The sequence below is a fragment of the Streptomyces sp. NPDC059454 genome (assembly GCF_042749965.1).
GTDB lineage: Bacteria > Actinomycetota > Actinomycetes > Streptomycetales > Streptomycetaceae > Streptomyces.
In genome coordinates, this window is the sequence record NZ_JBHYVC010000019.1 from 92453 (window position 1) to 117337 (window position 24885).

General features: G+C 73.9%; 28 protein-coding genes. 12 read left to right on the top strand and 16 right to left on the bottom strand.

Features of this window, described 5'->3' with window-relative positions; translation table 11 throughout:
- Window positions 1-339 (bottom strand): hypothetical protein, encoded by a 339-nt coding sequence (locus tag ACFXAE_RS16070; RefSeq protein WP_384714167.1) that lies wholly within the window; start codon window positions 337-339, stop codon window positions 1-3.
- 136 nt (window positions 340-475) lie between these two features.
- Between ACFXAE_RS16070 and ACFXAE_RS16075 the strand changes: the two genes are divergently transcribed.
- The gene (locus tag ACFXAE_RS16075; protein WP_384714170.1) at window positions 476-973 is read left to right on the top strand and encodes a DUF6328 family protein; all 498 of its coding nucleotides are present in this window, start codon (window positions 476-478) and stop codon (window positions 971-973) included.
- Here ACFXAE_RS16075 and ACFXAE_RS16080 read toward each other — a convergent pair whose 3' ends face one another.
- Window positions 974-1399, bottom strand: a complete 426-nt coding sequence (locus ACFXAE_RS16080) for an SsgA family sporulation/cell division regulator (protein WP_384714173.1) — start codon at window positions 1397-1399, stop codon at window positions 974-976.
- A gap of 107 nt (window positions 1400-1506) precedes the next feature.
- Window positions 1507-2478, bottom strand: a complete 972-nt coding sequence (locus ACFXAE_RS16085) for an LLM class F420-dependent oxidoreductase (RefSeq protein WP_384714177.1) — start codon at window positions 2476-2478, stop codon at window positions 1507-1509.
- Between the two features lie 73 nt (window positions 2479-2551).
- Between ACFXAE_RS16085 and ACFXAE_RS16090 the strand changes: the two genes are divergently transcribed.
- Window positions 2552-4024, top strand: a complete 1473-nt coding sequence (locus tag ACFXAE_RS16090) for a serine hydrolase domain-containing protein (protein ID WP_384714180.1) — start codon at window positions 2552-2554, stop codon at window positions 4022-4024.
- Here the strand turns inward: ACFXAE_RS16090 and ACFXAE_RS16095 are convergent.
- From ACFXAE_RS16095 to ACFXAE_RS16110, 4 genes are all read right to left on the bottom strand, one after another.
- Complete coding sequence (locus ACFXAE_RS16095) at window positions 3995-5572, bottom strand: serine/threonine-protein kinase (RefSeq protein WP_384714183.1); 1578 nt, start codon at window positions 5570-5572, stop codon at window positions 3995-3997. The two genes, ACFXAE_RS16090 and ACFXAE_RS16095, sit on opposite strands and share 30 nt — an antisense overlap.
- 78 nt (window positions 5573-5650) lie before the next feature.
- On the bottom strand, window positions 5651-6610 hold the full coding sequence (locus tag ACFXAE_RS16100; RefSeq protein ID WP_384714186.1) for a threonine/serine dehydratase: 960 nt from the start codon (window positions 6608-6610) through the stop codon (window positions 5651-5653).
- 82 nt (window positions 6611-6692) lie between these two features.
- Complete coding sequence (locus tag ACFXAE_RS16105) at window positions 6693-7370, bottom strand: AIM24 family protein (RefSeq protein WP_384714189.1); 678 nt, start codon at window positions 7368-7370, stop codon at window positions 6693-6695.
- A 68-nt stretch (window positions 7371-7438) separates the two neighbouring features.
- On the bottom strand, window positions 7439-8740 hold the full coding sequence (locus tag ACFXAE_RS16110; RefSeq protein WP_384714192.1) for a CAP domain-containing protein: 1302 nt from the start codon (window positions 8738-8740) through the stop codon (window positions 7439-7441).
- A gap of 160 nt (window positions 8741-8900) precedes the next feature.
- Here ACFXAE_RS16110 and ACFXAE_RS16115 point away from each other — a divergent pair, with 160 nt between their 5' ends.
- Both ACFXAE_RS16115 and ACFXAE_RS16120 read left to right on the top strand, forming a co-directional pair.
- On the top strand, window positions 8901-9089 hold the full coding sequence (locus ACFXAE_RS16115; protein ID WP_384714195.1) for a zinc ribbon domain-containing protein: 189 nt from the start codon (window positions 8901-8903) through the stop codon (window positions 9087-9089).
- A gap of 351 nt (window positions 9090-9440) precedes the next feature.
- The gene (locus ACFXAE_RS16120) at window positions 9441-10313 is read left to right on the top strand and encodes a universal stress protein (RefSeq protein WP_384714198.1); all 873 of its coding nucleotides are present in this window, start codon (window positions 9441-9443) and stop codon (window positions 10311-10313) included.
- An 18-nt stretch (window positions 10314-10331) separates the two neighbouring features.
- Here the strand turns inward: ACFXAE_RS16120 and ACFXAE_RS16125 are convergent, their stop codons facing one another.
- Genes ACFXAE_RS16125 through ACFXAE_RS16135 form a run of 3 tightly spaced genes read right to left on the bottom strand, consistent with a single transcriptional unit; the run spans window position 10332 to window position 13617 of the window.
- Complete coding sequence (locus ACFXAE_RS16125) at window positions 10332-11564, bottom strand: DUF4032 domain-containing protein (protein ID WP_384714201.1); 1233 nt, start codon at window positions 11562-11564, stop codon at window positions 10332-10334.
- A gap of 41 nt (window positions 11565-11605) precedes the next feature.
- Window positions 11606-12358, bottom strand: coding sequence for an MBL fold metallo-hydrolase (locus tag ACFXAE_RS16130; protein ID WP_384714204.1), 753 nt, complete (start codon window positions 12356-12358; stop codon window positions 11606-11608).
- 50 nt (window positions 12359-12408) lie between these two features.
- On the bottom strand, window positions 12409-13617 hold the full coding sequence (locus ACFXAE_RS16135; RefSeq protein ID WP_384714207.1) for an acyltransferase: 1209 nt from the start codon (window positions 13615-13617) through the stop codon (window positions 12409-12411).
- Window positions 13618-13765: 148 nt separating this feature from the next.
- Between ACFXAE_RS16135 and ACFXAE_RS16140 the strand changes: the two genes are divergently transcribed.
- Window positions 13766-14374: a TetR/AcrR family transcriptional regulator gene (locus tag ACFXAE_RS16140; RefSeq protein ID WP_384714210.1), complete on the top strand. Its 609-nt coding sequence runs from the start codon at window positions 13766-13768 to the stop codon at window positions 14372-14374.
- A 46-nt stretch (window positions 14375-14420) separates the two neighbouring features.
- Window positions 14421-16094: an FAD-binding dehydrogenase gene (locus tag ACFXAE_RS16145; RefSeq protein ID WP_384714213.1), complete on the top strand. Its 1674-nt coding sequence runs from the start codon at window positions 14421-14423 to the stop codon at window positions 16092-16094.
- 150 nt (window positions 16095-16244) lie between these two features.
- On the opposite strand, the gene ACFXAE_RS16150 is transcribed toward ACFXAE_RS16145, so the two are convergent.
- Both ACFXAE_RS16150 and ACFXAE_RS16155 read right to left on the bottom strand, forming a co-directional pair.
- Window positions 16245-16502, bottom strand: coding sequence for a WhiB family transcriptional regulator (locus tag ACFXAE_RS16150; protein ID WP_384714216.1), 258 nt, complete (start codon window positions 16500-16502; stop codon window positions 16245-16247).
- Window positions 16503-16612: 110 nt separating this feature from the next.
- The gene (locus ACFXAE_RS16155) at window positions 16613-17833 is read right to left on the bottom strand and encodes a saccharopine dehydrogenase family protein (RefSeq protein WP_384714219.1); all 1221 of its coding nucleotides are present in this window, start codon (window positions 17831-17833) and stop codon (window positions 16613-16615) included.
- Window positions 17834-17964: 131 nt separating this feature from the next.
- Here ACFXAE_RS16155 and ACFXAE_RS16160 point away from each other — a divergent pair, with 131 nt between their 5' ends.
- Window positions 17965-18660: a TetR/AcrR family transcriptional regulator gene (locus ACFXAE_RS16160; RefSeq protein ID WP_384714222.1), complete on the top strand. Its 696-nt coding sequence runs from the start codon at window positions 17965-17967 to the stop codon at window positions 18658-18660.
- Here ACFXAE_RS16160 and ACFXAE_RS16165 read toward each other — a convergent pair.
- Window positions 18657-19556 carry a LysR family transcriptional regulator ArgP gene (locus tag ACFXAE_RS16165; RefSeq protein ID WP_384714225.1) on the bottom strand — a complete coding sequence of 300 codons (900 nt, stop codon included), beginning with the start codon at window positions 19554-19556 and terminating at the stop codon, window positions 18657-18659. The two genes, ACFXAE_RS16160 and ACFXAE_RS16165, sit on opposite strands and share 4 nt — an antisense overlap.
- Before the next feature lie 66 nt (window positions 19557-19622).
- Here ACFXAE_RS16165 and ACFXAE_RS16170 point away from each other — a divergent pair, with 66 nt between their 5' ends.
- On the top strand, window positions 19623-20240 hold the full coding sequence (locus ACFXAE_RS16170) for a LysE/ArgO family amino acid transporter (protein WP_384714228.1): 618 nt from the start codon (window positions 19623-19625) through the stop codon (window positions 20238-20240).
- Window positions 20241-20380: 140 nt separating this feature from the next.
- On the opposite strand, the gene ACFXAE_RS16175 is transcribed toward ACFXAE_RS16170, so the two are convergent.
- The 3 genes from ACFXAE_RS16175 to ACFXAE_RS16185 form a co-directional block, all read right to left on the bottom strand.
- Window positions 20381-20839 carry a cyclic nucleotide-binding domain-containing protein gene (locus tag ACFXAE_RS16175; protein ID WP_384714231.1) on the bottom strand — a complete coding sequence of 153 codons (459 nt, stop codon included), beginning with the start codon at window positions 20837-20839 and terminating at the stop codon, window positions 20381-20383.
- A gap of 272 nt (window positions 20840-21111) precedes the next feature.
- A complete protein-coding gene (locus ACFXAE_RS16180) occupies window positions 21112-22191 on the bottom strand; it encodes an aminotransferase class I/II-fold pyridoxal phosphate-dependent enzyme (RefSeq protein ID WP_384714234.1) in 1080 nt (359 codons plus the stop codon).
- Window positions 22192-22246: 55 nt separating this feature from the next.
- Window positions 22247-22477: a hypothetical protein gene (locus ACFXAE_RS16185; RefSeq protein ID WP_384714237.1), complete on the bottom strand. Its 231-nt coding sequence runs from the start codon at window positions 22475-22477 to the stop codon at window positions 22247-22249.
- Window positions 22478-22621: 144 nt separating this feature from the next.
- Between ACFXAE_RS16185 and ACFXAE_RS16190 the strand changes: the two genes are divergently transcribed.
- From ACFXAE_RS16190 to ACFXAE_RS16205, 4 genes are all read left to right on the top strand, one after another.
- A complete protein-coding gene (locus ACFXAE_RS16190; protein ID WP_384714240.1) occupies window positions 22622-23062 on the top strand; it encodes an ATP-binding protein in 441 nt (146 codons plus the stop codon).
- 194 nt (window positions 23063-23256) lie between these two features.
- Window positions 23257-24117, top strand: a complete 861-nt coding sequence (locus tag ACFXAE_RS16195; protein ID WP_384714243.1) for a SigB/SigF/SigG family RNA polymerase sigma factor — start codon at window positions 23257-23259, stop codon at window positions 24115-24117.
- 31 nt (window positions 24118-24148) lie between these two features.
- On the top strand, window positions 24149-24379 hold the full coding sequence (locus ACFXAE_RS16200; protein WP_384714246.1) for a DUF5133 domain-containing protein: 231 nt from the start codon (window positions 24149-24151) through the stop codon (window positions 24377-24379).
- A gap of 28 nt (window positions 24380-24407) precedes the next feature.
- Window positions 24408-24836 (top strand): hypothetical protein, encoded by a 429-nt coding sequence (locus ACFXAE_RS16205; RefSeq protein ID WP_384714249.1) that lies wholly within the window; start codon window positions 24408-24410, stop codon window positions 24834-24836.
- The last annotated feature ends 49 nt before the right edge of the window (window positions 24837-24885 follow it).

Here is a 24885-nt window from a genome sequence, read left to right on the forward strand (position 1 = left end):
TCACGGCTCCAGGAGCAGCTGCCGTTCCTGCTCCTGGTCGCCGGAGGCGGCGCCCTCATCGTGTGCCGTGAAGGACCGTGCGAGGGTGTCGCTCGCCCGCCGCACCGCCTGGGGGGTGCCCTGCACGGTGACGGTCACCGGCGCCGACAGCGCCCCCGCTTCCGCGGGACCGGCGCCCTCCCGCCCCTCTCCGGTGAACGTCGCCACGCGTACCGTCGCGTGTTCCCCGGAGGGGGGCCGGTCCGCCGCCCCGAACGTGTCCTCCAGGGCCCTGACGACCGCTCGGGCGTCGTCGACGTCCCCGCCGCCGATCGTCACGGTGAGCTGGGTGTCCGACATGCGTCCCACGACCTCCTGGCCTCGGTGTCATCAGCCGTCCGTGTAACCGTGCCCCGCGTCCGCAAACCGGCGGCCGCCCTGGGAGGACGGCGGCTTTCGGGGCATCCGGTGGGGAGACCTACGGAAGGGAGCCATCGTGTCGGACACGGAGCAGGGTGCGAACGCGCGCAGGGGGCGGGACGAGACCGCGGAGGAGAGAGCGGACCGGATGTGGACGGAGCTCATCCAGGAGATCCGTGTCGCCCAGATGGGAGTGCAGATCCTCTTCGGCTTCCTGCTGACCGTCGTGTTCACCCCGACCTACGCCAAGCTGTCCGACACGGACCAGACGATCTACATAACGACGGTGGTGCTGGGCGCCTGCGCCACCGGCGCGCTCATCGGCCCGGTCTCCCTGCACCGGCTCGTCTCCGGACGGCGCATCAAACCGCAGGCCGTGCGGTGGGCCTCCCGGCTCACCATGCTCGGCCTCCTGCTGCTGCTCGCCACCACCAGCGCCTCACTGCTGCTCATCCTGCGGGTGGCCACCCACGACGGCTTCGTCCCGTACCTGGTCGCCGGGGTGGTGTGCTGGTACCTGCTGTGCTGGTTCGGCCTGCCGATGTGGACCCGGTACCGTCACACCACGCGCTGATCAGTTCCCGGTGAGGATGTCCGCGAGGAAGTCGTCCACGCGGACCTCCTCGCACCCCGGCGGGACCCTCAGCCGGGTCTCGTGCAGGAACTCGCCGACGGTCTCGGCCCAGGCGAACACCACCGCGTGGTGCCGGCCGCCGTCGGCGTGCGCCTCGCCGAGGAACTCCATCCGCAGCTCCCGCCCCACACCCCGGGACTCCGGCCGCAGCCGTACGTCCCCGATGCCCACCGGGCGGGTGAGACCCTCGGCGACCATCTCCCGGTCCAGCTGCCAGCGGGCGAGGACCCGGCCGTCGTGGCTGAAGACGATGGTGACGGCGAACGGGTCGGACGGGTCGTAGCTCAGGTGGGCGAGCACGGGAAAGCGGTCCGCGTCGCCCGCCTGGAGCTCCACCACCAGGGTCTTGTGCACGAACGAGTTCACGAGAGGGCCTCCGGGAAGTACCGACGTAGAGACCTCTAGTACCCCGCATCCGCGCGAGATGCTCGGCTCTACGGGTGAATCACCGGCCGCGCGGGCCGCCGTAGGCGTCAGCCGAGGGCGTCCCGCAGCGCCGGCAGCAGCGTCTTCTCCGACCAGTCCAGGTACGCCGGCTGCGACTCGCCGCCGATCTGCACCAGGGCGATCTCGGTGAAACCCGCCTCGGCGTAGGGGCGGACGGCCTCGACGAAGTCCGCCGGGTCGCTGCCGCACGGGATCGACCCGGCGACGTCCTCGGGCCGGACGAACCGCGTCGCCGACGCGAAGGAGTCCGGGTGCGGCAGCTCCGAGTTGACCTTCCAGCCGTTGCCGAACCAGCGGAACTGGTCGTGGGCGCGTTCGACGGCCGCGTCCCGGTCGGGGTCGTAGCACACCGGCAGCTGCCCCACCCGCGGTTTGCCCCGCCCGCCGTGCCGGTCGAAGGCGTCGAGCAGCTCCGCCTCCGGCTCGGTGGCGATCACCAGGTCGGCGAGCCGGCCCGCCAGGGCGCAGGACCGCTTGCCGGAGACCGCGACGCCGATCGGCGGCGGCCGGTCCGGCAGGTCCCACAGCTTGGCCGACTCGACGTCGAAGTGGGTGCCGCGGTGGTTCACGTGGCCGCCCTCGAACAGCGCGCGGATGATCTCCAGCGCCTCCTCGAGCATCTCGTGCCGCACGTCCACGGAGGGCCAGCCGCCGCCCACCACGTGCTCGTTGAGGTTCTCGCCGGAGCCGAGCCCCAGCCGGAACCGGCCCTCGGACAGCAGCTGCACCGTCGCCGCCTTCTGCGCCACCACCGCCGGGTGGTAGCGCAGCGTCGGACACGTCACGTACGTCATCAGCGGGATGCGCGAGGTGGCCTGCGCGGCGGCGCCCAGCACGCTCCAGGCGTACGGCGCGTGCCCCTGCGACGCCAGCCAGGGGAAGTAGTGGTCCGAGGTCACCGAGAAGTCGAAGCCGGCCTCCTCGGCCCGCACCACGTGGTCGACCAGCTCACGGGGCCCGGCCTGCTCGGTCATCATCGTGTATCCGATTCGCACCATGCCGCCCGGGTCCCCGGCCCGGGGCGGGGAAAACGATGGATCACCCGGCGGTGACCCGGGCAGGATGCCTGCCATGACAGCCCACCCGCTCCCCACCGCCGACCCCGCCGCCCAGGGCGTCGACGCGTCCGGCGTCCACGCCTTCCTCGACGCCCTCGAAGCCGCCCCGGACATCGAACCGCACAGCCTGATGGTCCTGCGCCACGGCCGGCTCGTGGCCGCCGGCTGGTGGGCGCCGTACACCGCGCGGCGCCCGCATCAGCTGTACTCGCTCAGCAAGAACTTCACCGCGACCGCCGCCGCCCTCGCCGAGGCCGAGGGACTGCTCGACTTCGACGCCCCGGTGCTGTCGTACTTCCCGGAGTTCGAGGCCGACATCACCGACCCGCGCAGCCGGGCGATGCTGGTCCGGCACGTGGCGTCCATGGCCAGCGGCCACGAGGGCGAGACCGTCGACGCGGCCTTCGCCGCCGACCCGGCCGAACCCGTGCGCGGATTCCTGCTCCAGCCGCCGCAGCGCGACCCGGGCACCGTCTTCGCCTACAACCAGCCCTGCACGTACACCCTCGGCGCGATCGTGCAGCGGGTCACGGGACAGTCGCTCACCGACTACCTGCGGCCCCGGCTGTTCGGCCCGCTGGGCATCGGCGAGGCGCTGTGGCAGCGGGACCGCACCGGCCGCGAGATCGGCTTCAGCGGACTGCACGCCGCCACCGACGCCGTGGCGCGGCTCGGCCAGCTGTACCTGGACGACGGGATCTGGCGGGGCGAACGGCTGCTGCCCGAGGGATGGGCCGCCCGCGCCTCCCGCCCGTACATACCGACCGACGGCGCCATGGGGGAGGGGGACCGGCAGGACTCGAACCTCGGCTACGGGTACCAGTTCTGGATGTCCCGGCACGGTTTCCGGGGCGACGGGGCCTACGGGCAGTTCTGCCTCGTCCTGCCCGAGCACGACGCGGTGGTCGCCGTGACGACGGCGACCGAGCGGATGCAGGGATACCTCGACCTGGTCTGGCGGCATCTCCTGCCCGCCTTCCACCCCGGACCGCTGACCGGCCGTCGGGCCGCGGACACCGCCCTGCGCGAGCGCCTCGGCCGGCTCGCCCTGCCCCCGGCCGACGGCGGTCCCGTACCGCCGGAGCGGGCCGGGGACTGGTCCGGCGCCGCGTTCGCCCCGGAGGGCGGGGGCTGCGCCGACCAGCCGAAGCTGACCGCGGCCGAGGTCACGGCGGACGCCGACGGCGGCTGGACACTGAGCCTCACCGAGGACGGCGAACGGTTCGACGCACGGTTCTCCGACGGGCGGGGGTGGACGACGGCCGAGAAGCCCGTCCCGACCGCCGCGAGCGGCGGCTGGGCCGACGGCGACACCCTCGCCGTGGACCTGGTGTTCCTGGAGACGCCGCACCGCCTCCGGGTCACCTGCTCCCTCACCGGCCGGACCTTCCGGGCCCGCTGGCTCACCCGCCCGCTGCAGGAGTGGCCCCTGCGCAAGCTGCGCGCCCCGCGCGGTTCAGTCCGCGGCGGACCGGAACGTCCGTAGGAAGGTCCGCAGGGCCTCCCGGCTCGCGGGTTCCTCCCAGCCGGCGGCCGGGGTCGTCCAGCGCAGCGAGAAGCCCCGCCCGCCGCCCAGGAGGAAGCCGCGGCCGAAGGTGCGCACCCGGGCGCCGTCGGCCGCGGCGTACCACTCCATGTCGGCGGCCTCGCGCCCCCGGTACGTCGTCGCCCGGATCCCGCCGATCCGCTCGTAGCCGTCGCGGGACCGCTCCAGGCGCGGCTCCACGTCGTCCCGCCACACGGCCACCGCGTCCGGCCCCACACGCGTGCTGTAGGTGACGGCGAGCGTGCGCGGATCCCCGTCGGCGCCGAAGGTGACGCGGTAGGCCAGATCGGAGGCGCGCGAGGTGCCCAGCCGCTCCCAGCCCTCGGGCAGCGCGACGGAGAAGCCCTCCGGGGCCCGGTAGGTCCGGTAGCCGGGCGGAAGGCCGCCCGTGCCGTCCGACGGGGACGGGGCGGGCGTGGAACGGTCACCGGGCTCGTCCGGCGCGCCGGAACCGGCCGGCCCGGACGCGGAGGCCGGTGGCGCGTCGGCGGCGGATCCGGTGCCGCCGTCCGGCAGTCCCCGCGTCGCGGCGAGCACGGCGACCGCCACCGTGACGACGGCCAGCGCGGTGCCGAGGAGCACCGTCCGTCCGCCCCGCCCCTGGCCCGCGTAGCGCACGGAGCCGGTGTGCCCACCGCGCGGCCGGGGGCTCGGCACCGCCGCGGGGACGGCACCCGGGTCCTCCCGCAGCACCCGGGTGAGCACCCCGCGGACCACCTGGCGGGTCAGCCGCTCCCGCGGGTCCTTGCGCAGCAGCCCCTGGACGACCCGCGTGAGCGGGCCCGCCCGTACCGGTGTGCGCGGCGGCAGCCGGTCCACGCCCTTCAGCGTGGCCTCGGGCCGCCCGCGGTCCCGGAACGGCGGACGCCCCTCCAGCATCGTGTAGAGGATCGCGCCCAGCGCCCACAGGTCCGTGGCCGGCCCGATCCGCCCGTCACGGGCCTGCTCGGGGGAGGCGTACGACGGTGCCGTGAGCCGGGGCGCCGACGTCGTGCCGGCCAGACCGTACCCGGTGACGACGGCCGGCCCGCTCTCGCGCAGGAACACCTGGCCGGGGCTGAGCTCGCCGTGCGTGACGCCCTCGGCGTGCACGGCGTCCAGCACGTCGAGCAGTTCCAGCGCGATGCGCGCGGCCCGCACAGGGGGGAACGTGCCCTCCTCGGCGAGGACCTCGTCGAGCGGTGTGCCGTCGATCCAGGGGGTGACGGTCCACAGGAAGCCGGACTCCTCGACGGTGTCGACGACGGCGGCGGTCCGGCCGGGGCACAGCCGGGCCACGGTCCCGTTGGCCCGAAGGACACGGGAGGGCGCGCCGCGGGCGACGTCGGCGGCGTCCCGCGGGAGGCCGGTCCGTGTGACCAGGCAGGGGCGGCCGGTCATCAGGTCGTCGGCGTACCAGCGGACGCGGTTGGTCTCCCGGTGCGTGATCTCGACCAGCCGGTAGCGTCCGGCGACCGACCGGTCGGTGGAGACGTGCGCCCTGCCCATGGCCATCCCTCGCCGAACCGCCGGACCCCGCTTCCCCCGTTGATACGGAGGAGCGGGCGGGTCCGTTCAACGGGACGCTCAGCGAAGCTCGAAGTGTTCCGTCCAGGCGATCATGTCGCCGGTGGTGGCGTTGCCCCCGCACACCACGAGACCGAGTCGGGCCCCCTCGCCGACCCGCTCCAGCACCCGCCGCGCGGCCGGCAGCAGACAGCCGGCCGCCGGCTCGGCCCACACCTTGGCGTGGTCCGCGAGCTCCAGCGAGCCCCGCACCGCCTCCCGGTCCGGCACCACCAGCACCTCGGTGACCAGCTCCGACACATGCTCGTACGTCAACTGGGAGACGGCCGGGGCACTGAGGGTGGACACGATCGACGTCAGCTTCACCGGCACCGGGCCGCCCGCCGCCAGCGCCTCGGACATCGCCTGCGCGCCCTCGGTCTCCACGCCCCAGATCCGCACTCCCGGCCGCAGCGCCCGCAGCGCCGCCGCGACCCCGGCGATCAGTCCGCCGCCCCCGATGCTCACCAGGACGTCCGTGAGGTCGCCGGCGTCCGCGGCGAACTCCGCCCCCACCGTGCCCTGGCCCGCGATCACCACCGGGTCGTCGAAGGGGTGGACCAGGGTCAGTCCCTCCCGCTGGAGCCGCGTCATGAGCGCGAACGCGCCGTCCATGTCGTCGGTCACCCGCACCGAGGCGCCCGCGGACTCCGCGATCTCCACGGCCCGCACCGGCGCCGAACGCGGCATCACCACCGTGGCCTTCACATCGAGGGCCGCGGCCATCACCGCGAGGGCGATCCCGTGATTGCCGCCGCTCACCGCCACGACCCCGGCGGCCCGCTCGGCCCCGCCCAGCGACAGCAGCTTCGCCGCCGCGCCCCGCACCTTGAACGAACCGGTGCGCTGCAGCAGCTCCAGCTTCGCCGTGACCGGGACACCCAGCAGCGCCGACAGCCCGGGGCTCGGCACGGTCGGGGTCCGCACCACGTGCCCGGCGATCCGCTCGGCCGCGGTCTCGATGTCGGCGATCCCGATCACGACTGTCACCTTTCCGGCCCGGGGGGTGGTGATCCGCGCCGTGGCCCACCCTGGCCCGCGCGGCGGCCGAGGTCAACAACGCTCAGTGCTGCTGGGCCTTCTGCGGTGTCGCCTCACTGGGCCGGACGACGACGTACCCCTCACCCTGCAGCATCAGCTGCACGGCCTCGCCGGACCCGCCGCGCAGCATCGAGCCCAGTGACTGGGAACGGTGCAGCGAGGTGGCCAGGCCCGCGGTCCAGCCGACGATCGCGTCCGTGTCCACGTACACCGGGTACTGCGGCGACACCGGGATCACCAGCGGGTTCCCCTCGCACACCAGCCCCAGCCGGCCGTGTCCGGTGAAGACGCTGTTGAACAGCCCGCCGCCGCTGATGCCGGCGCCCTTCACGGTCGCGACGCGGTACGACAGCGAGGAGTCGAAGCACAGGACGTTGCGGCCGTTGACGGTGAACTCGTCGCCGGGGTCCACCTCGACGACGAAGCAGTTCTGCGCCTCGTGCGCGAACCAGGCCTCGCCCTGTCCGCGGACCGCCATCAGCGGCAGCCCCTCGCCGGTCACCGCCCGTTTGAGCATGCCGCCGACGCCCTGGCCCTTGCGCTCGAACTGGAGGCTGCCGCGATAGGCGATCATCGCGCCCTGCCGCGCGTGCATCTCGCCGTCGACCGTGTAGCGGATGCATTTGGCGTTCTCGACGGTCATGCCCGCGGCCGTGGCCGGCTGCACCATGTGCTGACTGGAAAACAGGTCACCCTTCATGGGGGCATCCTCGCCCGGACTCCCTCCTTCCGCCAGGATCATGCGCGGACGACGCGGGGCGGGCGTCGTCAGCCGCCGAAGAGCTGGGTCCAGTACGTGCCCGCCCGGCCGCCGCCCGCGAATCCGACACCGATGCGGGTGAAACCGGCCTCGAGGATGTTGGCGCGGTGACCGGGACTGTTCATCCACCCCTGGACGACCTCGGCGGCCGAGCGCTGTCCGCACGCTATGTTCTCGCCGGTCGTCCGCAGCACCGAACCCGCGGCGGCGGCCCGGTCCCAGGGCTTGCCGCCGTCGGGCGCGGTGTGGGAGTAGAAGTCGCGGGCCACCATGTCGGCGCTGTGCGCCTGCGCCGCCGCGGTCAGCCGGGGATCGCGGGACAGGGGCGGCAGTCCGGCGCGGGCGCGCTCCCGGTTGGTGAGGTCGATGACCTCGCCGGCCGTGCGGTCCCGGCCGTCCGGGGTGAGCGGACTGGCCCACAGCGCCGTCCAGTAGGTGTCGCCCGACCCGTCGCAGGACCCGACGGCGGCGTGGGTGAAGGAAGGATCGCACACGGTGCGGCGGGCCGCGTCGTGACGCAGGCAGTGGTCGACGAACCGGTCGACGGTGAGCGGCCCGGAGACCAGGTGTTCGCCGACGGTGAGGTACGGGTATCCGGCGGCGACGACCCGCTGGTGGACGGAGACGCCGTCCACGCCCTCGGCACCGAGGCGTCCGCCCCGCGCCATCATGCCGGCGTGCTCCCGCGCCGCGCCGGCCAGCCGCGCGTCGGGGGCGACCGGAGGCGAACCGGCGGCGGCCCGGGCGGCGTTCACCAGCTCGAGGAAGCCGTCCCCGGCGGCCGGGCGGGCCGGGGCGGCGGGTGCCGTGCGCGGGGCGACCGCCCCGCCGTCGTCCGCCACGTCGACCCCGAAGTCGCGTGCGAGACCGGCCAGCCCGTCGGCGTACCCCTGCCCCAGGGCGCGCAGTCTCCAGCCCGCGCCGCGCCGGTAGATCTCCGCGAGGAGCAGGACGGCCTCCTGCCGCACCCGGGGCGGGGAGAACCGGGCGAGCGGGCGTCCGCCGGCGTCGGCGACCCGGAGCACGGGGACGGGCAGTCCGCTCAGCGGGGTGCCGGGGCCGGCGGGGCTGACGGCCACGGTGACCCGGCCGGCGCCGGGGCGCAGCGCCGCCGGGTCGACGGTGAGCGTGTCCCCGCCGAGCCGGGCGCCCGGCGCGGACGGCTGGTTGTAGAACACGAAGTCGCCGTCGCCGCGCACCTTTCCACCGTCGTCCGTGATCAGCGCGGACACGTCGAAGGGGCCGGGCACCCGGACGGTCACGGCACCGCCCGGGAGGGCCAGATTGCCGCCGGGGACCAGCTCCTGCATCACGCCGCCCTGCTGTCGTCGTACACGGACCGGTGGGAGGTGTCCGGACAACGACGGGCGGCGGCCGCGGGTTCCCGGCCGCGGTTCCTCGGCGGCGCAGCGTCCGCGCCCAGTTCGACGGCACCCGTCCCGCCGGACCCGGCGACGGCCGACCTGCCGGGTGGCTGGTGGGCGGAGGGCTGAAAGCGCCGGACGGGAAGTGATCGCCGTGGACCCCCGCAACACCTCCCGACAGTGCCCCGAACGCGGGCACACCGCCAGGGGGAGCCGGCCCACCCAGGGGAAGTTCCACCGCCTCGCCTGCGGTCACACCGCACACGCTGACACCGTGGGAGCCGCCAACGTATGACGGGCCGGGCTGGTCCGTCGCAACGCCGACCCGGCATGGCGGGAAGCCCCGTCCTTCAGGACGGGGAGGAGTCACGGGCAGTCCCGTCTCGACCGTGCGGCTGAGCCGGCCGACCGCCGACGGGAGCGTCGCCTCGTCCACGGCGGCGGCGACCTTGTCCAGCCGGTCCAGGTCGAGTCGGGTCCCGGTCCGGCCGCGGCCGCCGCACCGGCCCCGCCCCTCGTATGGTCGGTCGCGCCGACGCGCTCGGGTACGCGTGAGCTCCGCGTACGGCGCGACCGCGTGCGGCCGGGGCGGCGGTGTAGGGAAGACTGGAGCACGCGAAGTGGACACGACACCGGGAGGAACCGCATGACGCGCCCGATCACGGCAGGGATCGACGGAACCGGGGAGAGCCTCGCCGCGCTGGCCTGGGCCGCGCGGGAGGCGGTCCGCCGGGGACTGCCGCTCAGGGTGGTGCACGCCTGGCGGTTCGAGGCGCACGACGCGGTGGACACGGGGGACCGGGCGGCACAGGAGCAGTGGGTCCGCGCGTCGGTGGACGAGGCGGTCCGCGTCGTCGCTGAACGCCACCCCGCTCTCGCCGTGACGGCGGACGTCCTGGAGGGCGACGCCGTGCGGACGCTGACCGGTGTCGCCGCGGACGCGGAGATGCTGGTGCTCGGCTCGCGCGGACACGGGCGGATCATGGGCTTCCTGGTCGGCTCGGTCGGTCAGCAGGTGATCGTCGACGCCGAGCGTCCTGTGGTGTTCGTGCGGGCCGGGGACCAGGCGTCGGACGAGGTCGCCGGGCACGAGATCGTGGTCGGTCAGCAGGGCGACCCGGAGGACAGCGCCGCCGCGCTCGGCCTCGCCTTCGGGACGGCGGCCCGGCGCGGGGCCACGGTGCGCGCCGTACGGGCCTGGACCCTGCCCCCGGTGTTCGCCTACAGCCCCGCCTCGCTCCAGCTCCTCGACGAGGCCGGCGGCCTGGAACCGTACGAGCGGAAGGCGCTGGCGGCGGCTCTCGCGCCGTGGCGGGAGCGCTACCCGGACGTGCACGTGATCGAGCACGTGGAGATGGGCAGCGCCGGACAGGTGCTGCTGTCGGTGGCGGGCACCGCCCAGCTGATGGTGGTCGGCCGCCGCGCCCGCCGCACGGCCGTGGGGGCCAGGATCGGCTCGGTGGCCCACGGCGTCCTGCACCACGCGGACTGCCCGGTGGCGGTGGTGCCGCCGGCCTGACGCGGTGGACCGCCCGGCTCAGTCGGCCGTCGGCCGGAGCGTCTCCCGCGCCTTCGGCAGGATGTTCCTGATGTAGTCCTCGACGGCCGTGTCGAGCCCGATGTCGTGCTGCGCCCGCTCGGACAGGTACCAGCGGTGCTCCAGCAGTTCGTGGTAGATCTCCGCGGCGTCCACCGGGCCGCGCAGCTCCGGCGGCACGGACCGCACGGTGGGCCGGAAGACCTCGCGCACCCAGCGGTGGGCGAGGACCTCCGGGCGGGCGCCGAGGGGGTCGCCGGGCGCGTAGTCGTCCTGGGTGGCCATCCAGCTCTCCAGGTCGTTCAGCAGCCGCCTGGCCTGGTTCTCCTCGGCGTCGAGACCGGTCAGGCGCAGCAGCTGGCGCTGGTGGTGACCGGCGTCGACGACCTTGGGCACGAAGGTGACGGTGTCGCCGTTGGAGGCGTGCTCGATCTGCATCTCGGCCACGTCGAAGCCGAGGTCGTTCAGCCGGCGGATGCGGCGCTCGATGTAGTGGTGCTTGCCCGCCGGGTAGACGGAGGTGCGGGTCAGCTCCTGCCACAGGCTCTGGTAGCGGGAGCAGATCTCGGTGCCGAACTCGATCGGGTCGACGGCAGGGTGCAGCGCCCCGGACGCCTCCAGGTCGAGCAGCTCGCCGCTGATGTTGACCCGCGCGAGATCGAGGTCGTACTCCCGCTGGCCGACGCTCAGTTCCGGGTGCAGGTCCCCGGTCTCGGCGTCCACGAGATACGCGGCGTAGGCGCCCGCGTCGCGCCGGAACAGCGTGTTGGACAGCGAGCAGTCGCCCCACGCGAACCCGGCCAGGTGCAGCCGCACCAGGAGCACGGCGAGCGCGTCCATCAGCCGGTGCATGGTCGCCGGGCGCAGCGTCGTCTCGAACATCGACCGGTACGGCATCGAGCCGCCGAGGTGACGGGTGATCAGGACGCTCTCCAGCGGCTCCCCGGCGGGGTCGGTGCGGCCGGTGACCACGGCCAGCGGGTCCACCGCCGGGATGCCGATCCGGTCCAGGTCGCGCAGCAGCTCGTACTCCCGCAGCGCCGGCCGGCGGGCGAGCTCCTTGACCGCGATCACCTCGTCGCCGGCGCGCGCGTAGCGCACCACGTGCCGGGAGATGCCGCGCGGCAGCGGCACCAGGTACTCCTCGGGCCACTCCTCCAGCGGCAGCTGCCACGGCAGTTCCAACAGGAGCGCGGGATGCTCCGGGTTGGTGGCGTTGATCTGCAGTGCCATGGCGGCGGTGTCCTCGTCTCGCGGGCGGTCGTCGCCTCACTCTATTGGGCCCGCTCCCGGGCCAGCCGGGCGGCGTCCCGTACGGGCCCCTCGTGCAGCGGGCCGTGCCCGGGCAGCAGCAGGCCGCCGTCCAGTCCGGCCAGGACGTCCAGCGAGGCCACGGCGGTGGCGCGCTCGTGGTGGAACATGTCCGTCAGCATCTGCGGTCCCCGGGTCCGCGAGGTGGGGTGGCCGCTCACCAGGGCGTCGCCCGACACCACCACCCCGGTGTCGGGGAAGTGGAACGCGCAGTGCCCGGCGGTGTGGCCGGGCGTGTGCACGGGCACGGGCCGGCCGGGCAGGTCGAGCGGGCCCGGACCGGACTCCGGGAACGGCTCGGGCGCGGTGACCGCCACGTCCGCCGTCCCGCCGGAGCGCAGGGCGTGCGCCGCCCACGGCAGTACGCCCGGCCGCCAGCCGTTGCGCAGTACCTGCCCGACGGTCACCTGGTGCAGGAAGTCCCGCCGGGCGTGCGGGACTTCGGCCTTGTGGGCGTAGACGGGAGTGCCGTACGCGGAGCTCAGGTACTCGGCGGATCCCAGGTGGTCGCTGTGGGCGTGGGTGATCAGTACGGCCGTCACCGCCTCCGGTGAACTCCCCACCTCCGCGAGGGAGGCGAGCAGTCCCTCGCGGTCGCCGGGGTAGCCGGTGTCGATCAGCGTGACGGCGTCCCCCTCGGTCAGGATCACCCAGTTGGTGTTCGTGCCGTGCACCAGAAAGGTGCCGTCCGCGACGTGCCGCACGGTTGCTCGCATGATCGTCCCGAGTTCGAGTCGTTGCCGTCCGAGGAGAGTAGGAAAGCAGATCACCGCGCGGGCGCGGGCGGAGGGGTGCGCGGGTCGGGGCGCATCCCGAACAGGAACCGGGTCGCCGTCCACCTGCGCACCCCGTACTCGTACAGCGCGAGGACCACCGCCAGGGAGGCGGCCACGATCACCGCGTACTTGACGGCCATCGGCGCGGACCAGCCGACCACGCCGTACGCGAAGGCGACCACGACCGGCTGGTGCAGCACGTACAGCGGCAGGGCGGCGAGGGCCAGGTAGGGCAGGACCGTGGACCCGCTGCCCCGGCCGCTCCGTACGCGCGGGCGTCCCGGCCGGTCCAGCAGGCCGAGGATCGCGACCACCCAGCACCAGCCGGCCGCCCCGAACAGCGCCCTGGTCACCAGCGCGAACGGGGTCCACGCGGTGAACGGGTCGTCCCCGGCGACGAAACCGGGCGCGGTCCCGGCGAACAGCGCCACACCCAGCACACCCATGGGGATCGCGGCGCGGCGCATGGGCTCCCGGACCCGCTCGTCGTCCGCGAGGGCGAAGCCGTACACGAAGAAGAGCAGGTAGGCCCAGCGGTTCCAGCCCGCGTAGCCCTCCTCCATGCCCAGCAGCGCGTTGACGGCGGCGAGCGGCAGCGCGGGGAGCAGGAGCAGCGCCGGCCGCCGCCGCAGCGCGGGCGCCACGCGGTCGGCCCCGGCCGCCAGCCGGGCGGCGGCCGGCGCGAGCAGCAGACAGAAGGCGAGCAGCAGGACGACGAACCACAGGTGTCCGGTCTCGAAGTGGTCGCCCTCCAGGACGAAGGGGAAGTCGGCGAGGTCCGGCCGCACGGACAGGAAGCGCACCCAGAACCGCCCGTACGACTCGTCGTACCCGGGGTCGGCGGCGCGCAGCCGCAGCCACGGGGGGAGGGGGCACAGCACGACCGTCGCGAAGACCAGCGGGACGCCCAGGCGCAGCAGCCGTTCCCGGGCGAACCCGCCGGGCCCCCGGCGGCGGATCGAGTGCCGGGCACCGAGACCGGCGACGAGGAACAGCATGGGCATGGCCCACACCACACCGAACCCGGCGAGGACGGTGACGGCGTCCGTGGTCCGGGCGTTCTTGACGTAGAAGTCGTCGTCCGGGGAGAAGACGAGGGCGGTGTGGAAGAACACCAGCCCGAGGACGACGAGGGCGCGCAGCACGTCCAGTTCGCCGCGCCGGCCGGCCCCCGGCCCCCGCTCCGTGTCCGCGCCCATCGGCCCCTCCCCGCCCGGGTGCGGCCCAGTGTGGAGGAGCGGGGGCGGGGAGGACAGGCTTCCGGCACGGACTCCGCCGCTCCAGGACCTTTCGATACACCGGCGTATCGGATACGTTCCCGTATCGAACCGAGGGAACGGGGCCGGCATGGCGGTGGGCGGTACGGCGGGGCGCGTCACCAGGCGCCGTCTGCGCACGCGCGCGAACCTGCTCGAGGCCGCGTTCTCCGTCTTCGCCGCCAAGGGCTTCGGGCACGTCTCGATCGAGGAGGTCTGCGAGGCCGCCGGCTACACCAGGGGCGCCTTCTACTCCAACTTCGCCGGTCTGGACGAACTGTTCTTCGCCCTGTACACGGAGCGCGCCGAACTGATCGCCGAGCAGGTCGCCGGGGCCCTCGCCCAGGACGGCCCCGACCTCGACGTGCCCGCCGCCGTGGACCGCGTCACCGAGGTCCTGCTCCTCGACCGCGACTGGCTGCTGGTGAAGACCGACTTCCTGGTGCACGCCGCCCGCGACCCGGAGGTGGCGCGCGCCCTGCTGGAGCACCGGGCACGGCTGCGGCGGGCGGTCGAGGACCGGCTCGCCCGGGCCCGCGGCCACACCGAACTGCCCGCCGTGCTCGGTGACGTCGAGGGCGCCGCGCACGCCGTGGTCGCCGCCTACGACGGCGTCACCACCCGACTGCTCCTCGACCGGGACGTCGCGGGCGCCCGGGCCTGGCTGAAACAACTGCTGACCGCGCTGCTCACCGCGTGACAGTCACCGCACAGAAGTCACCGCGCAACAGGAAGGGACGGTCGCCATGGACGCCGACGTCATCGTCGTCGGAGCGGGACTCGCGGGCCTCGTCGCGGCCCACGAGCTGACCAGCAGGGGCCGCAGGGTCGCCCTGGTCGACCAGGAGAACGCCGCCAACCTCGGCGGCCAGGCATTCTGGTCCTTCGGCGGGCTGTTCCTCGTCGGCTCACCGGAGCAGCGGCGCCTGGGCATCAAGGACTCCTTCGACCTCGCCTGGAACGACTGGCAGGGCAGCGCGGGCTTCGACCGGCTCGACGACGAGGACTCCTGGGCGGTGCGCTGGGCGAGGGCCTACGTCGAGTGGGCGGCGGGGGAGAAACGGTCCTGGCTGGACGGCCACGGCATCACCTTCCTGCCCACCGTCGGCTGGGCCGAACGCGGCGACCTCCGCGCGGACGGCCACGGCAACACCGTGCCCCGCTTCCACATCGCCTGGGGCACCGGCACCGGTGTCGTCGCCCCCTTCGTCCGGTACGCCCGGCAGGCCGCGCGCGACGGACTGCTCACCTTCCACCACCGCCACCGGGTCGACGAACTCGTCGTCGAGGGCGGCACCGCGCGCGGGGTCCGCGGCACCGTACTGGCGGAGGACAACGCCCCGCGCGGAGTCGCCTCCGGCCGCGAGGCGATCGGCGAGTTCGAGCTCACCGCCCAGGCCGTGATCGTCACCAGCGGCGGCATCGGCGCCGACCACGAGATCGTCCGCCGGTACTGGCCCGAGCGGCTGGGCACCCCGCCCCGCGAGATGGTCACCGGGGTCCCCGCCTACGTCGACGGGCGGATGCTCGACATCAGCGCCCGCGCGGGCGTGCGCCTGGTCAACCGGGACCGGATGTGGCACTACACCGAGGGCCTGCGCAACTGGGACCCGGTCTGGCCCGGACACGGCATCCGCATCCTGCCCGGACCGTCCTCGATGTGGTTCGACGCCCTCGGCCGCCGCCTGCCCGACCCCTGTCTGCCCGGCTACGACACCCTCGGCACGCTGAAGCACCTGCGCACCACCGAGGACATCGCCGGACACGACCACTCCTGGTTCGTCCTCACCCAGAGGATCATCGAGAAGGAGTTCGCGCTGTCGGGCTCCGAGCAGAACCCCGACATCACCGCCAAGGACCGGGCCGGCTTCCTGCGCACCCGTCTGCTGGGCAAGGGCGCCCCCGGTCCGGTGGACGCGTTCCTGCGCAAGGGCGCCGACTTCGTGACCGCCCCGACCGTCGAACAGCTCGTCGAGAAGATGAACGCCCTCACCGACGAACCCCTGCTCGACGCGGCCGTCGTGCGCCGCCAGATCGAGGCCCGCGACCTGCAGATGGACAACGCGTACAGCAAGGACGCCCAGGTGCAGGGCATCCGCAACGCCCGCCGCTACATCGGCGACCGCCTCGGCCGCGTCGCCACCCCGCACCGCATCCTCGACCCCGCGGCCGGCCCGCTGATCGGCGTCAAGCTGAACATCCTCACCCGCAAGACCCTCGGCGGCATCCAGACCGACCTGGACTCCCGCGCGCTGGGCGCCGACGGCCGGCCGGTCGAGGGGCTGTACGCGGCCGGCGAGGTGGCGGGCTTCGGCGGCGGCGGTGTCCACGGCTACAACGCCCTGGAGGGCACCTTCCTGGGCGGCTGCCTCTTCTCGGGCCGGGCGGCCGGACGGGCGGCGGCCGACCGGACGGCGTAGGGCTCACCCCGTCGGTCCGCCAGGAGGCGGGCCGACACCTCCGGGTGAGCGGTCTTCGGGCTCCCGGCCGCGGTCAGCAGGGTCACCGGCCCCTTCCCGTGACGTCCCGCGAGCGTACCGCGGCTCACGGGGCCGGGCCCGGCGAGCGCCTCAGGAACCCCCGGCGGCCCGCCGTGCGGAGATGCGGCGCTTCAGGGCGCGGCGTTCCGTCTCGCCCGTACCGCCCCACACCCCGATGGACTGCCCCGTGTCCAGTGCCCATTCCAGGCACGGCTCCCGCACGGGGCAGCGTCGGCACACGGCCTTGGCCTGTTCCGTCTGCATCAGAGCGGGGCCGGTGGTGCCGATCGGGAAGAAGAGGTCGGGGTCCTCGGTCCTGCAGGCAGCACGGCTGCGCCAGTTGTCCATCGAGAGTCACCTGCGATCGGTAGGAAGCGGACAGACGCCCTTCTGGGCGCCTTGCTCCTTTCGGGTCACCTGTCGACGGGCGGTGAAACAACGTGACGCCATGCGCGCGGTCACTGTTCGCGCAGCCCCCAGGGCGAGCCGTACGCGGTCAGCAGTTCCAGGAACGGCCTTGCCGGGAACGCCTCAGGACCGAGCACGCCGCTGCCCGACCAGGCGCCGCCGGCGAGCAGTTCGAGGGCGACGACGGGATTGACGGCGGTCTGCCACACCACGGCCTGGCAGCCGTACTCGGCCATGGACCACTGGTTGTCGACCACGTGGTACAGGTACACCTCGCGCGGTGCCCCGTCCTTCACGCCCCGCACCCAGGTTCCGGCGCAGGTCTTGCCGTGCATCCGCTCGCCCAGCGTCGCCGGTTCGGGCAGACAGGCGGCGACCACGTCCCTCGGGGAGACCCGCACCGGACCCTTTGGGCCGGGCACGGTCACCGGTTCGGTGCGGTCCAGGCCCAGCAGGCGCAGCGTCCTGAGCGTGTCGATGAACTCGCGGCCCAGCCCGTACTTGAAGGTGACGCGGCGCGCGTCGACCCAGCGCGGGACGAGCAGCACCTCCTCGTGCTCGACGTTCACGCACTCCACCGGGCCGATGCCCTCGGGGAAGTCGAACACCTCCGGCTCGCTGAACGGCTCGGTGGTGAACCAGCCGCGGCCCTCCTCGTAGACCACGGGCGGGTTGAGGCACTCCTCGATGGTGGTCCAGATGCTGAAGGACGGCGCGAAGCCGTAGCCGTCCACCGTGAGGTTCGCGCCGTCGCGGACACCGATCTCCTCGATCCCGTCGAAGAGTTCGTCGGCGGCGTACCGGGCGAACACGTCCGAAAGGCCCGGCTCCACGCCCATTCCGACCAGGGCCAGCGCACCGGCCTTCGCCCACTCCTCGGACCGCGCGAACTGCTCGTCGCCGAGCTTGACCCCGCACTCCTCGTACGGCCGCTCGGCGTGCGGCCGGGACAGCGACATCGCCATGTCGACATAGGTGGCGCCGGCGCGGCGCGCGGCCCGGAACAGCGGCATCACGAACCGGGGGTCGGTGGCGTTGAGCAGTACGTCGCAGCCGTGCCGTGCGAGCAGCGCCACCACCCCGTCCTCGTCGCCGGCGTCCACGCGCTCGGCACGGAACCGGGCGCCCCCCGCGCCGAGCGCGGCGACCGCCGCCTCGGACCGGGCCGGGTCGTGGTCGGCCACCACCATCCGGTCGAAGAACGGCCGCCGGGCCGCGATCCGGGTGACGGCGGTGCCCACGCCGCCGGCTCCCACAAGCAGTACACGCATGACGGAGCACTCCCTTCCTGCCTCGTGGATCCTCATGGATCCGGGATGTGTACGGGGCCCCGGCCGGAGATACAACGCCGCGCGGCGGCATAAGGTCAATGACGTTGGCATAAGAGCGCGAGGAGACGGCGATGCCCAAACGCGTGGTCCCCGAGGAGCGGCGACGGCGCCGCAGGCCGACGAGGAGCGGCCGGGTCCTGTCCGAGACGCTGATCGTCGAGACGGCGCTCCGGCTGCTGCGCGAGCACGGCAGCACGGGCCTGACCGCCCGCCGTCTCGGCCTCGCCCTGGACTGCGACCCGAGCACCCTCTACCGCTACTTCCGCGGCATGGACGAGCTGACCCTCGCCATCGGGGACGCGCTGATCGGCCGGGCGCTGCACGGCTGGCACCCCACGGGACAGTGGCGCGCCGACCTGCGGGCCGTCGGGCTGCGCATCCACGCGGCCTATGTGTCGCACCCGCAGGCCGCCGTCCTCACGGCGAGCCGGGTCTCCGGCCGGGCGAACGAACTGGCGGCCGACGAGGCGGTCCTCGGCGTGCTGCGCACCGCGGGCTTCCCGCTGCCGGAGACGGTCCGCGTCTACCACGCCTTCATCGACACCACACTGGCCTTCGCCGCCCTCGACGCCGCGTCCCTGGCGCTGCCCGGCGCCGCGCGCCGGGCCGACGAGGAGATGTGGCGCTCCACCTACGCCCGCCTCCCCGCCGCCACCCACCCCCGCATCGCCGAGGCCGCGCCGCTGCTGGCCACCCGCATGGTCACCAGTGCCTACCCGGCGGCGCTGGACATGCTCCTGGAGAGCGCCGGGCGCGGCCTGGCCTAGCGGCGCAGGGCCCGCGCCGCCGCTTCCGTGACCGCGTCGGCCACCGCCGCCAGCGCGGGGGAGTCCAGCTTCCACTGCTGCCAGTACAGGGAGACGTCGACCTCCCGGTCCGGGGCGAACACCGTGAGGCGGCCGGCCCGGAGCAGGGGGTCCGCCTGGGCCTCGGGGACCATGCCCCAGCCCAGGCCCGCGGCGACCGCCTCGACGAAGCCCTCCGAGGTCGGCACGTAGTGGCGCAGCGCGCTCGCCTCGGCGCGCCCGCGCGTGAGCCGGCGCACGAAGCCGTCCTGGAAGTCGTCCTTCCGGTCGAACACCACCACCGGCGCCCCGGGCAGCACCTCCCGCAGCGGTCCCGCGAGATGCCGTACGGCGAACTCCGGGTCCGCCACCGGGAGATAGCGCATCCGCCCCAGATGCCGTACGGAGCAGCCCGGGACCGCGTCCGGCGACGAGGTCACCGCGGCCATCACCGTCCCCTCCCGCAGCAGCGCCGCCGTATGGGCCTCGTCCTCCCGGCGCAGTTCGAAACGGAGCCGCGAATCGGCCGGCAGGCGGGTGAGGGCCCCGAGGAACCAGGTCGCCAGCGAGTCCGCGTTGACCGCCACCGACACCCGGGTCGGTTCCCCGGCCCCGCTCAGCCCCAGCTCGGCGTACGCGTCCCGTTCCAGCCGGACCGTCTGTCGGGCGAGCCTGACCAGCACCTCGCCCGACTCGGTCGGCCGCACCGGCTTGGTGCGCAGCAGCAGCACCCGCCCCGTGCGCTGCTCCAGCGCCTTCACCCGCTGGCTCACCGCCGAGGGCGTGACGTGCAGCGCGGCGGCCGCCGCGTCGAACGTCCCCTCGTCCACCACGGCGAGCAGGGTCCGTACCTGGTCCAGTGGAAGGTCGGTCTTCACGAGAGCTAATGCTACGTAAGAATCATTAGCTGTACTGCAGGCCCTCCCGCCCGTAGCGTCGCCGCCATGACCAGCGCCCTGACCACCGCCGCCGCCGGATTCGGCACCGGCCTCTCCCTCATCGTCGCCATCGGCGCCCAGAACGCCTTCGTCCTGCGCCAGGGCGTCCGCCGTGACGCCGTACTCGCCGTCGTCGGCATCTGCGCCCTGTCCGACGCGGCCCTCATCGCCCTCGGCGTCGGCGGGGTCGGCGCGGTGGTCGTGGCCTGGCCCGGCGCGCTGACGGCGGTCGGCTGGATCGGCGGAGCGTTCCTGCTCGGCTACGGCGCCCTGGCCGCCCGCCGGGTGCTGCGCCCGGCCACCACCGGACTGGAGACGGCGGGCGAGGCGGCGACCTCGCGGCGCCGGGCCGTGCTCACCTGCCTCGCCCTGACCTGGCTCAACCCGCACGTCTACCTCGACACGGTGTTCCTGCTGGGCTCGGTCGCAGCCGATCACGGCCCGCTGCGCTGGACCTTCGGCCTGGGTGCCGTACTGGCCAGCGTCTGCTGGTTCGCGGCGCTCGGCTTCGGCGCCCGCCTGCTGAGCCGCTTCCTGGCCCGGCCCGCCGCCTGGCGGGTCCTGGACGGGCTGGTCGCCGCCACCATGATCGTCCTCGGCCTGACGCTCATCGCGGGAGCCTGACACCGCCGTACGGCCGTCGCGGGCTCCGCCTCCGGCCCCCGTACGGCCGTCGCGGGCGGTGGGACCCCGGCCCGTCGTGGTGACGCCGGTCCCGGCCGCCGCGATGCCCGCGCCGCGCCGCCGCCGGGTGCGAGGCCGCCCTACAGCGCCCCGCCGCGCCGGTGCATCGCGTACTGCTCCATCAGCTTGCCGCGCGTCGTCTCCAGCCGGTGGGCGAGCACCTCGGCGACACTGCGCACCAAGATCATCCCGAGCGGCGGGTCCTCCTCGCAGAGCCGGAGCACGGCCGCCGCGTCGAACTCGTAGGCGCGCACCTGGCTGAAGGCCACGGCGCCGAAGTCCCACCGGTGGGGCGGGAACAGCCAGGACCAGCCCAGCAGATCACCCGCGCCGAGGCCGGCGACGGTCACCCGGTGCAGGTCGTTCACCCGCTGGTCCAGCGAGACCGCGCCGGAGCGGATCACCCAGAACCGGTCGGCGGTGCCTCCCGACTCGAAGATGCGGGTGTCCTCGGGGAAGGACACCTCCCGCGCCAGGGCCATCAGGCGCTCGCGCTGCGGCGGGGGGAGGGCGGTCAGGAGTTTGATCGCTTTGGTCATGGCGCGGGGCTCCTCGCCGGGCATTCGGTTCCGGTGCTTTCCCTACGTTCATTTCAGCCGCTGCGGCCGTTCGGGGCACCTCGGCGGACACGGGAAGTCCGGTTCCTGTCGCCGGCCCCGCCCGAGCATGAAGAAGCCCTGGCTGGACGGGGGAAGCCAGCCAGGGCCGTAAGCGGTGGTGTCCGGAGGACGGGTGTCGGCTCCGCCACCACATATGAATGAACGATAAACCATCCCGGTGGTGTTCGGATAATCGGGCCGCGTGACCTGTTTCACCGCCCTCGGTCGGCGTGCTCGTCCACGACCCGGACCGTGTCCAGGCCGGGATCCGACGGGTCCGGCAGGTGCATGCCCGCGGCCAGTCCCGTCCGCAGATAGCGGAGCACGGGCTCGGTGAGCCGCTCGCCCGGCAGGACGGCCGGGATGCCGGGCGGATACGGCGTGATCATCTCGGCCGCGGCCCGGACCTCGTCGGCGAGCGCCAGCGCCGACCCCATCAGCTCCTTGCCGCGCAGGGCCATCTGACGCCGCCAGCCGTCGAGACCCGCGAAGATCAGCACCGACGGGCTGGTGGTCCCCAGCAGGTCGGCGCGCGTGCCCAGCAGCGCCGGCGGCACCAGATCGCCCCGCAGATGGAACACCGACCCCTGCTCCAGACCGCTGCCCATCTTGTGGATGCTGGTGACGCGGATGTCGGCGCCCGCGTCCATCGCCCAGGACGGCAGATCGGGATGGAAGGGCAGACGCGCGCCCCAGGCCTCGTCCACGATCAGCGGGCGCGAGCGCCGGTGGCACACCTCCGCGATGTCCCCCAGCGCCGCGCAGGCGCCGTACGGCGTCGGGCTGGTGACCAGCGCGACGCGCGCGTCCGGGTGGGCGTCGAAGGCCCGGTCGAAGTCGTCGGCCGACGGCGGGTGCGCGAGGTGCCGTCCGGCGTCCCACCGCGGCTCCACCCACACCGGCTCGATCCCGGACAGGATCAGCCCGGACACCACCGACTTGTGGGCGTCCCGCCCGATCAGCAGCTTCTCGTGCGGCCCCGCGACCGACAGCATCGCCGCCTTGACCGACAGGGAGCTCCCGCACGTGCTGAAGAAGGTGTGCTCGGCGTGCACCGCGTCGGCCATCAGCTCCTGGGCCCGCTGCGGCACCCGGCCCCGGACGAGCCGGTCGTCCAGACCGCCCGACGCCAGCACGTCGCCCAGGAACACCGAGTCCCCGAGCACCTCGCGCACCGCGGGAGCCGCCCCGCGGGCCTGCTTGTGCCCAGGTGGTGTGAAGCCCAGCCGCCCGCTGCGGTGGTACTCCTCCAGTGCTTCCAGAACCGGCGCCCGGCTGTGATCGACCGTCATGGCCCCCGGGTGCCGGGGAACGGCCGGAGCCAATCCGCGGGCCCCGGCCTCCCGTTCAGCCCTCCGCCGCGTGCTTGCCCGGCGTCAGGATCTCGTCCAGCACCCGCAGCACGACCCCGTAGGCCACCCCGCGCACCTCGGCGTCGCGCACCGCGCCGGGATCGCCGGTGTCCGCCCGTCCGAGTTCGTCGCCCCGGGCCCGCCAGATCCGCTCCTCCTGCGCCGCGCAGGCCCGTGCCCGCTGGATGCGCCGCATCAGTTCGTCCGAGTCCACCACATCGGTCATACCGTCCGCGTACCCCCGTGCGCCGATCGGATGACACGTATGCGACGAACAGCCGAGAGGTTTGCCATTACCGGGATAGGTGAGCCGAAAAGGGAGGTCCGAGGCATTCTCCATCGATCCCGTCACCGACCAGGGAGCCGCACGATGTGTCAGGAGCACACGACCGAACCCCTCGAAGCGCCCGGCGTGCGCCGGAGCGGATCCCCCTGCCCGCGCCGTCCGGCCGAGATCCGCGAGGCCGTCACACGGGCGGTGTCCGAACGCTGCCGGGCCACCCGCACCCCCTGCGACACCGAGGCACTGGCGGACGCCCTGCTCGTCGCCTCCGAACTCACCACCAACGCCATGCTGCACGGCGGCGGGATCACCGACTTCCAGGTCGACGTGAGCGGTCCCGGAGTGCGTCTGTCGGTGAGCGACCGCAGCGACGAGCTGCCCGTCGTCGTGGAGCCGACCGACCGGCAGGGACGCCGCCGCCCGGGCGGTCACGGCTGGCCCATCGTGTGCCGGCTCTCCCACGACATACGGGTGTCCGACCTGCCCGCCGGAGGCAAGTGCATCACCGCCGTGGTGCCCCTGTCCTGACCGGCCGGAACGGGCCCCGGCACATCGCGCGACGAAGCGGAGTTTGTTCCACCGGTGAGGGGGCAATCGGAGGTTCGTGCTTCGGACCGGAGGCGCGCCAGCGGGAGTGGTACGGCTGCTGCGGACCCTCCGGGCGTCCCGGCGGCGGCCCTCCCGCGGTAGATCCCTGAAACCACCGTTCGGGAGCGAACCGCATGCTCATTGACACGACCACCCATCCTTCCGGCCCCTCCGACACGACCGCCGCCCCCCGCCGGCGGCATGACGACGCCCCCGACACCGTCGCCCTCTTCACCCGGCTGGCCTCCCTGGAGGACGGCCCCGAGCGGGACGCCCTCCGTGACGAGCTCGTCACCGCGTGGCTGCCCATGGCCCATCGCATCGCCGGCCGCTTCCGCGACCGCGGCGAGGCCGTCGAGGACCTGCGCCAGGTGGCCGCCCTGGGCCTGGTGAAGGCCATCGACCGCTTCGACCCGAGCCGCGGGGCCTTCGAGAGCTACGCCGTCCCCACCATCACCGGTGAGGTCAAGCGGCACTTCCGCGACCGGATGTGGGCCCTGCGCGTGCCCCGCCGGGTGCAGGAACTGCGCAACAAGGTGCGGGTGGCCCGGCGTGAGCTCATCCAGAACCCCGGCAGCCCCGAGCCGTCCGTGGCGGACATCGCCGCCCACACCGGGCTGACCGAGGAGGAGGTCGGCGCCGGGATGGAGGCCCTGGAGAGCTTCAGCACCCTCTCCCTGGACGCGGAACTGTCGTCCGACGACGACGGCTACAGCCTCGCCGACACCCTCGGCGCCGCGGACGCCTCCTACGACATCGTCGTCGACCGCGAGTCCGCCAAGGAGGGCCTGCGCAGGCTGCCGGAGCGCGAGCGCGCCATTCTCTACATGCGTTTCTTCGAGGACATGACCCAGAGCCGTATCGCCGACCGGCTGGGCATCTCCCAGATGCACGTCTCCCGTCTCATCAGCCGCAGCTGCGCCCGGGTGCGCGCCGACGTGATGGGACAGCGCACCGGCCGCCGCGGCACCGGCGGACACTCGGCGACGGCGTGAGCGGCGCCCGCCCCACCAGAGAGCGAGACACATGCTGAAGCCCCACCCCACCGCGCTGCGCCGGCTCGTCGAGGAGTACGAGGCCCTGACGGCGGCCGGAAACGGACCGGCCGGCCCCGACCCGCGGATCGGCGACCTGGCGTACACCCTGTGCGTGTCGACCGGCACCCGCGACATACGCCACGCACTCACCACCGCGCGCGGCTGGCTGGCGACGGCCGGACAGGACGTGCCCGGGGCCGGAGCCCCGGCGGCCGTATGACCCGCGGTGGGCGGGGAACCCGAAGCGGATGAGCGAATCCGAGATTCCCCCGGAAGGCAGGCCCGTGGACGTCTACCTGGACCTCCTGCGGGTCCGGATGGACACCGAGGACTACCGGCTCCTGCTCCATGTGGTGGAGCCGGTCCTCCAGGCGATCGAGGAGCACCGGCTCTCCGGCATGGACCTCGCGCTGGACGGCGGGGACGAGGAAATCCCCCAGGAGGTCCGCGACGAGGCCGCCCTCGTCATCGCCACCGCCGTCACCGGCCGCCTGGACAACGAGGTGGTCGAGCTGGAGGTCGACGAGACCGGACCGGTCCGGGTGGTCACCGACGCGGCGACCGCCGCCGACCCCTCCCGCCTGGACGAGATCGCCGACTACATCAGGGACCGCCACCGCCAGAACGAGGAGCTACGAGGCATCGCCGAGGCCAGCGGCCTCCCGACCGACTTCTGAACCCCGCCCACGCCTCACCCGCGCGTACGGCCCCGGCACCTGCCGGGGC

Bases quoted from the DNA above. Each gene is read 5' to 3' on its own strand.
- ACFXAE_RS16070 (WP_384714167.1), bottom strand. From the start codon at position 339: ATGTCGGACACCCAGCTCACCGTGACGATCGGCGGCGGGGACGTCGAC.
- ACFXAE_RS16085 (WP_384714177.1), bottom strand. From the start codon at position 2,478: ATGGTGCGAATCGGATACACGATGATGACCGAGCAGGCCGGGCCCCGT.
- ACFXAE_RS16090 (WP_384714180.1), top strand. From the start codon at position 2,552: ATGACAGCCCACCCGCTCCCCACCGCCGACCCCGCCGCCCAGGGCGTC.
- ACFXAE_RS16095 (WP_384714183.1), bottom strand. From the start codon at position 5,572: ATGGGCAGGGCGCACGTCTCCACCGACCGGTCGGTCGCCGGACGCTAC.
- ACFXAE_RS16105 (WP_384714189.1), bottom strand. From the start codon at position 7,370: ATGAAGGGTGACCTGTTTTCCAGTCAGCACATGGTGCAGCCGGCCACG.
- ACFXAE_RS16110 (WP_384714192.1), bottom strand. From the start codon at position 8,740: ATGCAGGAGCTGGTCCCCGGCGGCAATCTGGCCCTCCCGGGCGGTGCC.
- ACFXAE_RS16120 (WP_384714198.1), top strand. From the start codon at position 9,441: ATGACGCGCCCGATCACGGCAGGGATCGACGGAACCGGGGAGAGCCTC.
- ACFXAE_RS16125 (WP_384714201.1), bottom strand. From the start codon at position 11,564: ATGGCACTGCAGATCAACGCCACCAACCCGGAGCATCCCGCGCTCCTG.
- ACFXAE_RS16130 (WP_384714204.1), bottom strand. From the start codon at position 12,358: ATGCGAGCAACCGTGCGGCACGTCGCGGACGGCACCTTTCTGGTGCAC.
- ACFXAE_RS16135 (WP_384714207.1), bottom strand. From the start codon at position 13,617: ATGGGCGCGGACACGGAGCGGGGGCCGGGGGCCGGCCGGCGCGGCGAA.
- ACFXAE_RS16140 (WP_384714210.1), top strand. From the start codon at position 13,766: ATGGCGGTGGGCGGTACGGCGGGGCGCGTCACCAGGCGCCGTCTGCGC.
- ACFXAE_RS16145 (WP_384714213.1), top strand. From the start codon at position 14,421: ATGGACGCCGACGTCATCGTCGTCGGAGCGGGACTCGCGGGCCTCGTC.
- ACFXAE_RS16150 (WP_384714216.1), bottom strand. From the start codon at position 16,502: ATGGACAACTGGCGCAGCCGTGCTGCCTGCAGGACCGAGGACCCCGAC.
- ACFXAE_RS16155 (WP_384714219.1), bottom strand. From the start codon at position 17,833: ATGCGTGTACTGCTTGTGGGAGCCGGCGGCGTGGGCACCGCCGTCACC.
- ACFXAE_RS16160 (WP_384714222.1), top strand. From the start codon at position 17,965: ATGCCCAAACGCGTGGTCCCCGAGGAGCGGCGACGGCGCCGCAGGCCG.
- ACFXAE_RS16170 (WP_384714228.1), top strand. From the start codon at position 19,623: ATGACCAGCGCCCTGACCACCGCCGCCGCCGGATTCGGCACCGGCCTC.
- ACFXAE_RS16175 (WP_384714231.1), bottom strand. From the start codon at position 20,839: ATGACCAAAGCGATCAAACTCCTGACCGCCCTCCCCCCGCCGCAGCGC.
- ACFXAE_RS16180 (WP_384714234.1), bottom strand. From the start codon at position 22,191: ATGACGGTCGATCACAGCCGGGCGCCGGTTCTGGAAGCACTGGAGGAG.
- ACFXAE_RS16185 (WP_384714237.1), bottom strand. From the start codon at position 22,477: ATGACCGATGTGGTGGACTCGGACGAACTGATGCGGCGCATCCAGCGG.
- ACFXAE_RS16190 (WP_384714240.1), top strand. From the start codon at position 22,622: ATGTGTCAGGAGCACACGACCGAACCCCTCGAAGCGCCCGGCGTGCGC.
- ACFXAE_RS16195 (WP_384714243.1), top strand. From the start codon at position 23,257: ATGCTCATTGACACGACCACCCATCCTTCCGGCCCCTCCGACACGACC.
- ACFXAE_RS16200 (WP_384714246.1), top strand. From the start codon at position 24,149: ATGCTGAAGCCCCACCCCACCGCGCTGCGCCGGCTCGTCGAGGAGTAC.
- ACFXAE_RS16205 (WP_384714249.1), top strand. From the start codon at position 24,408: ATGAGCGAATCCGAGATTCCCCCGGAAGGCAGGCCCGTGGACGTCTAC.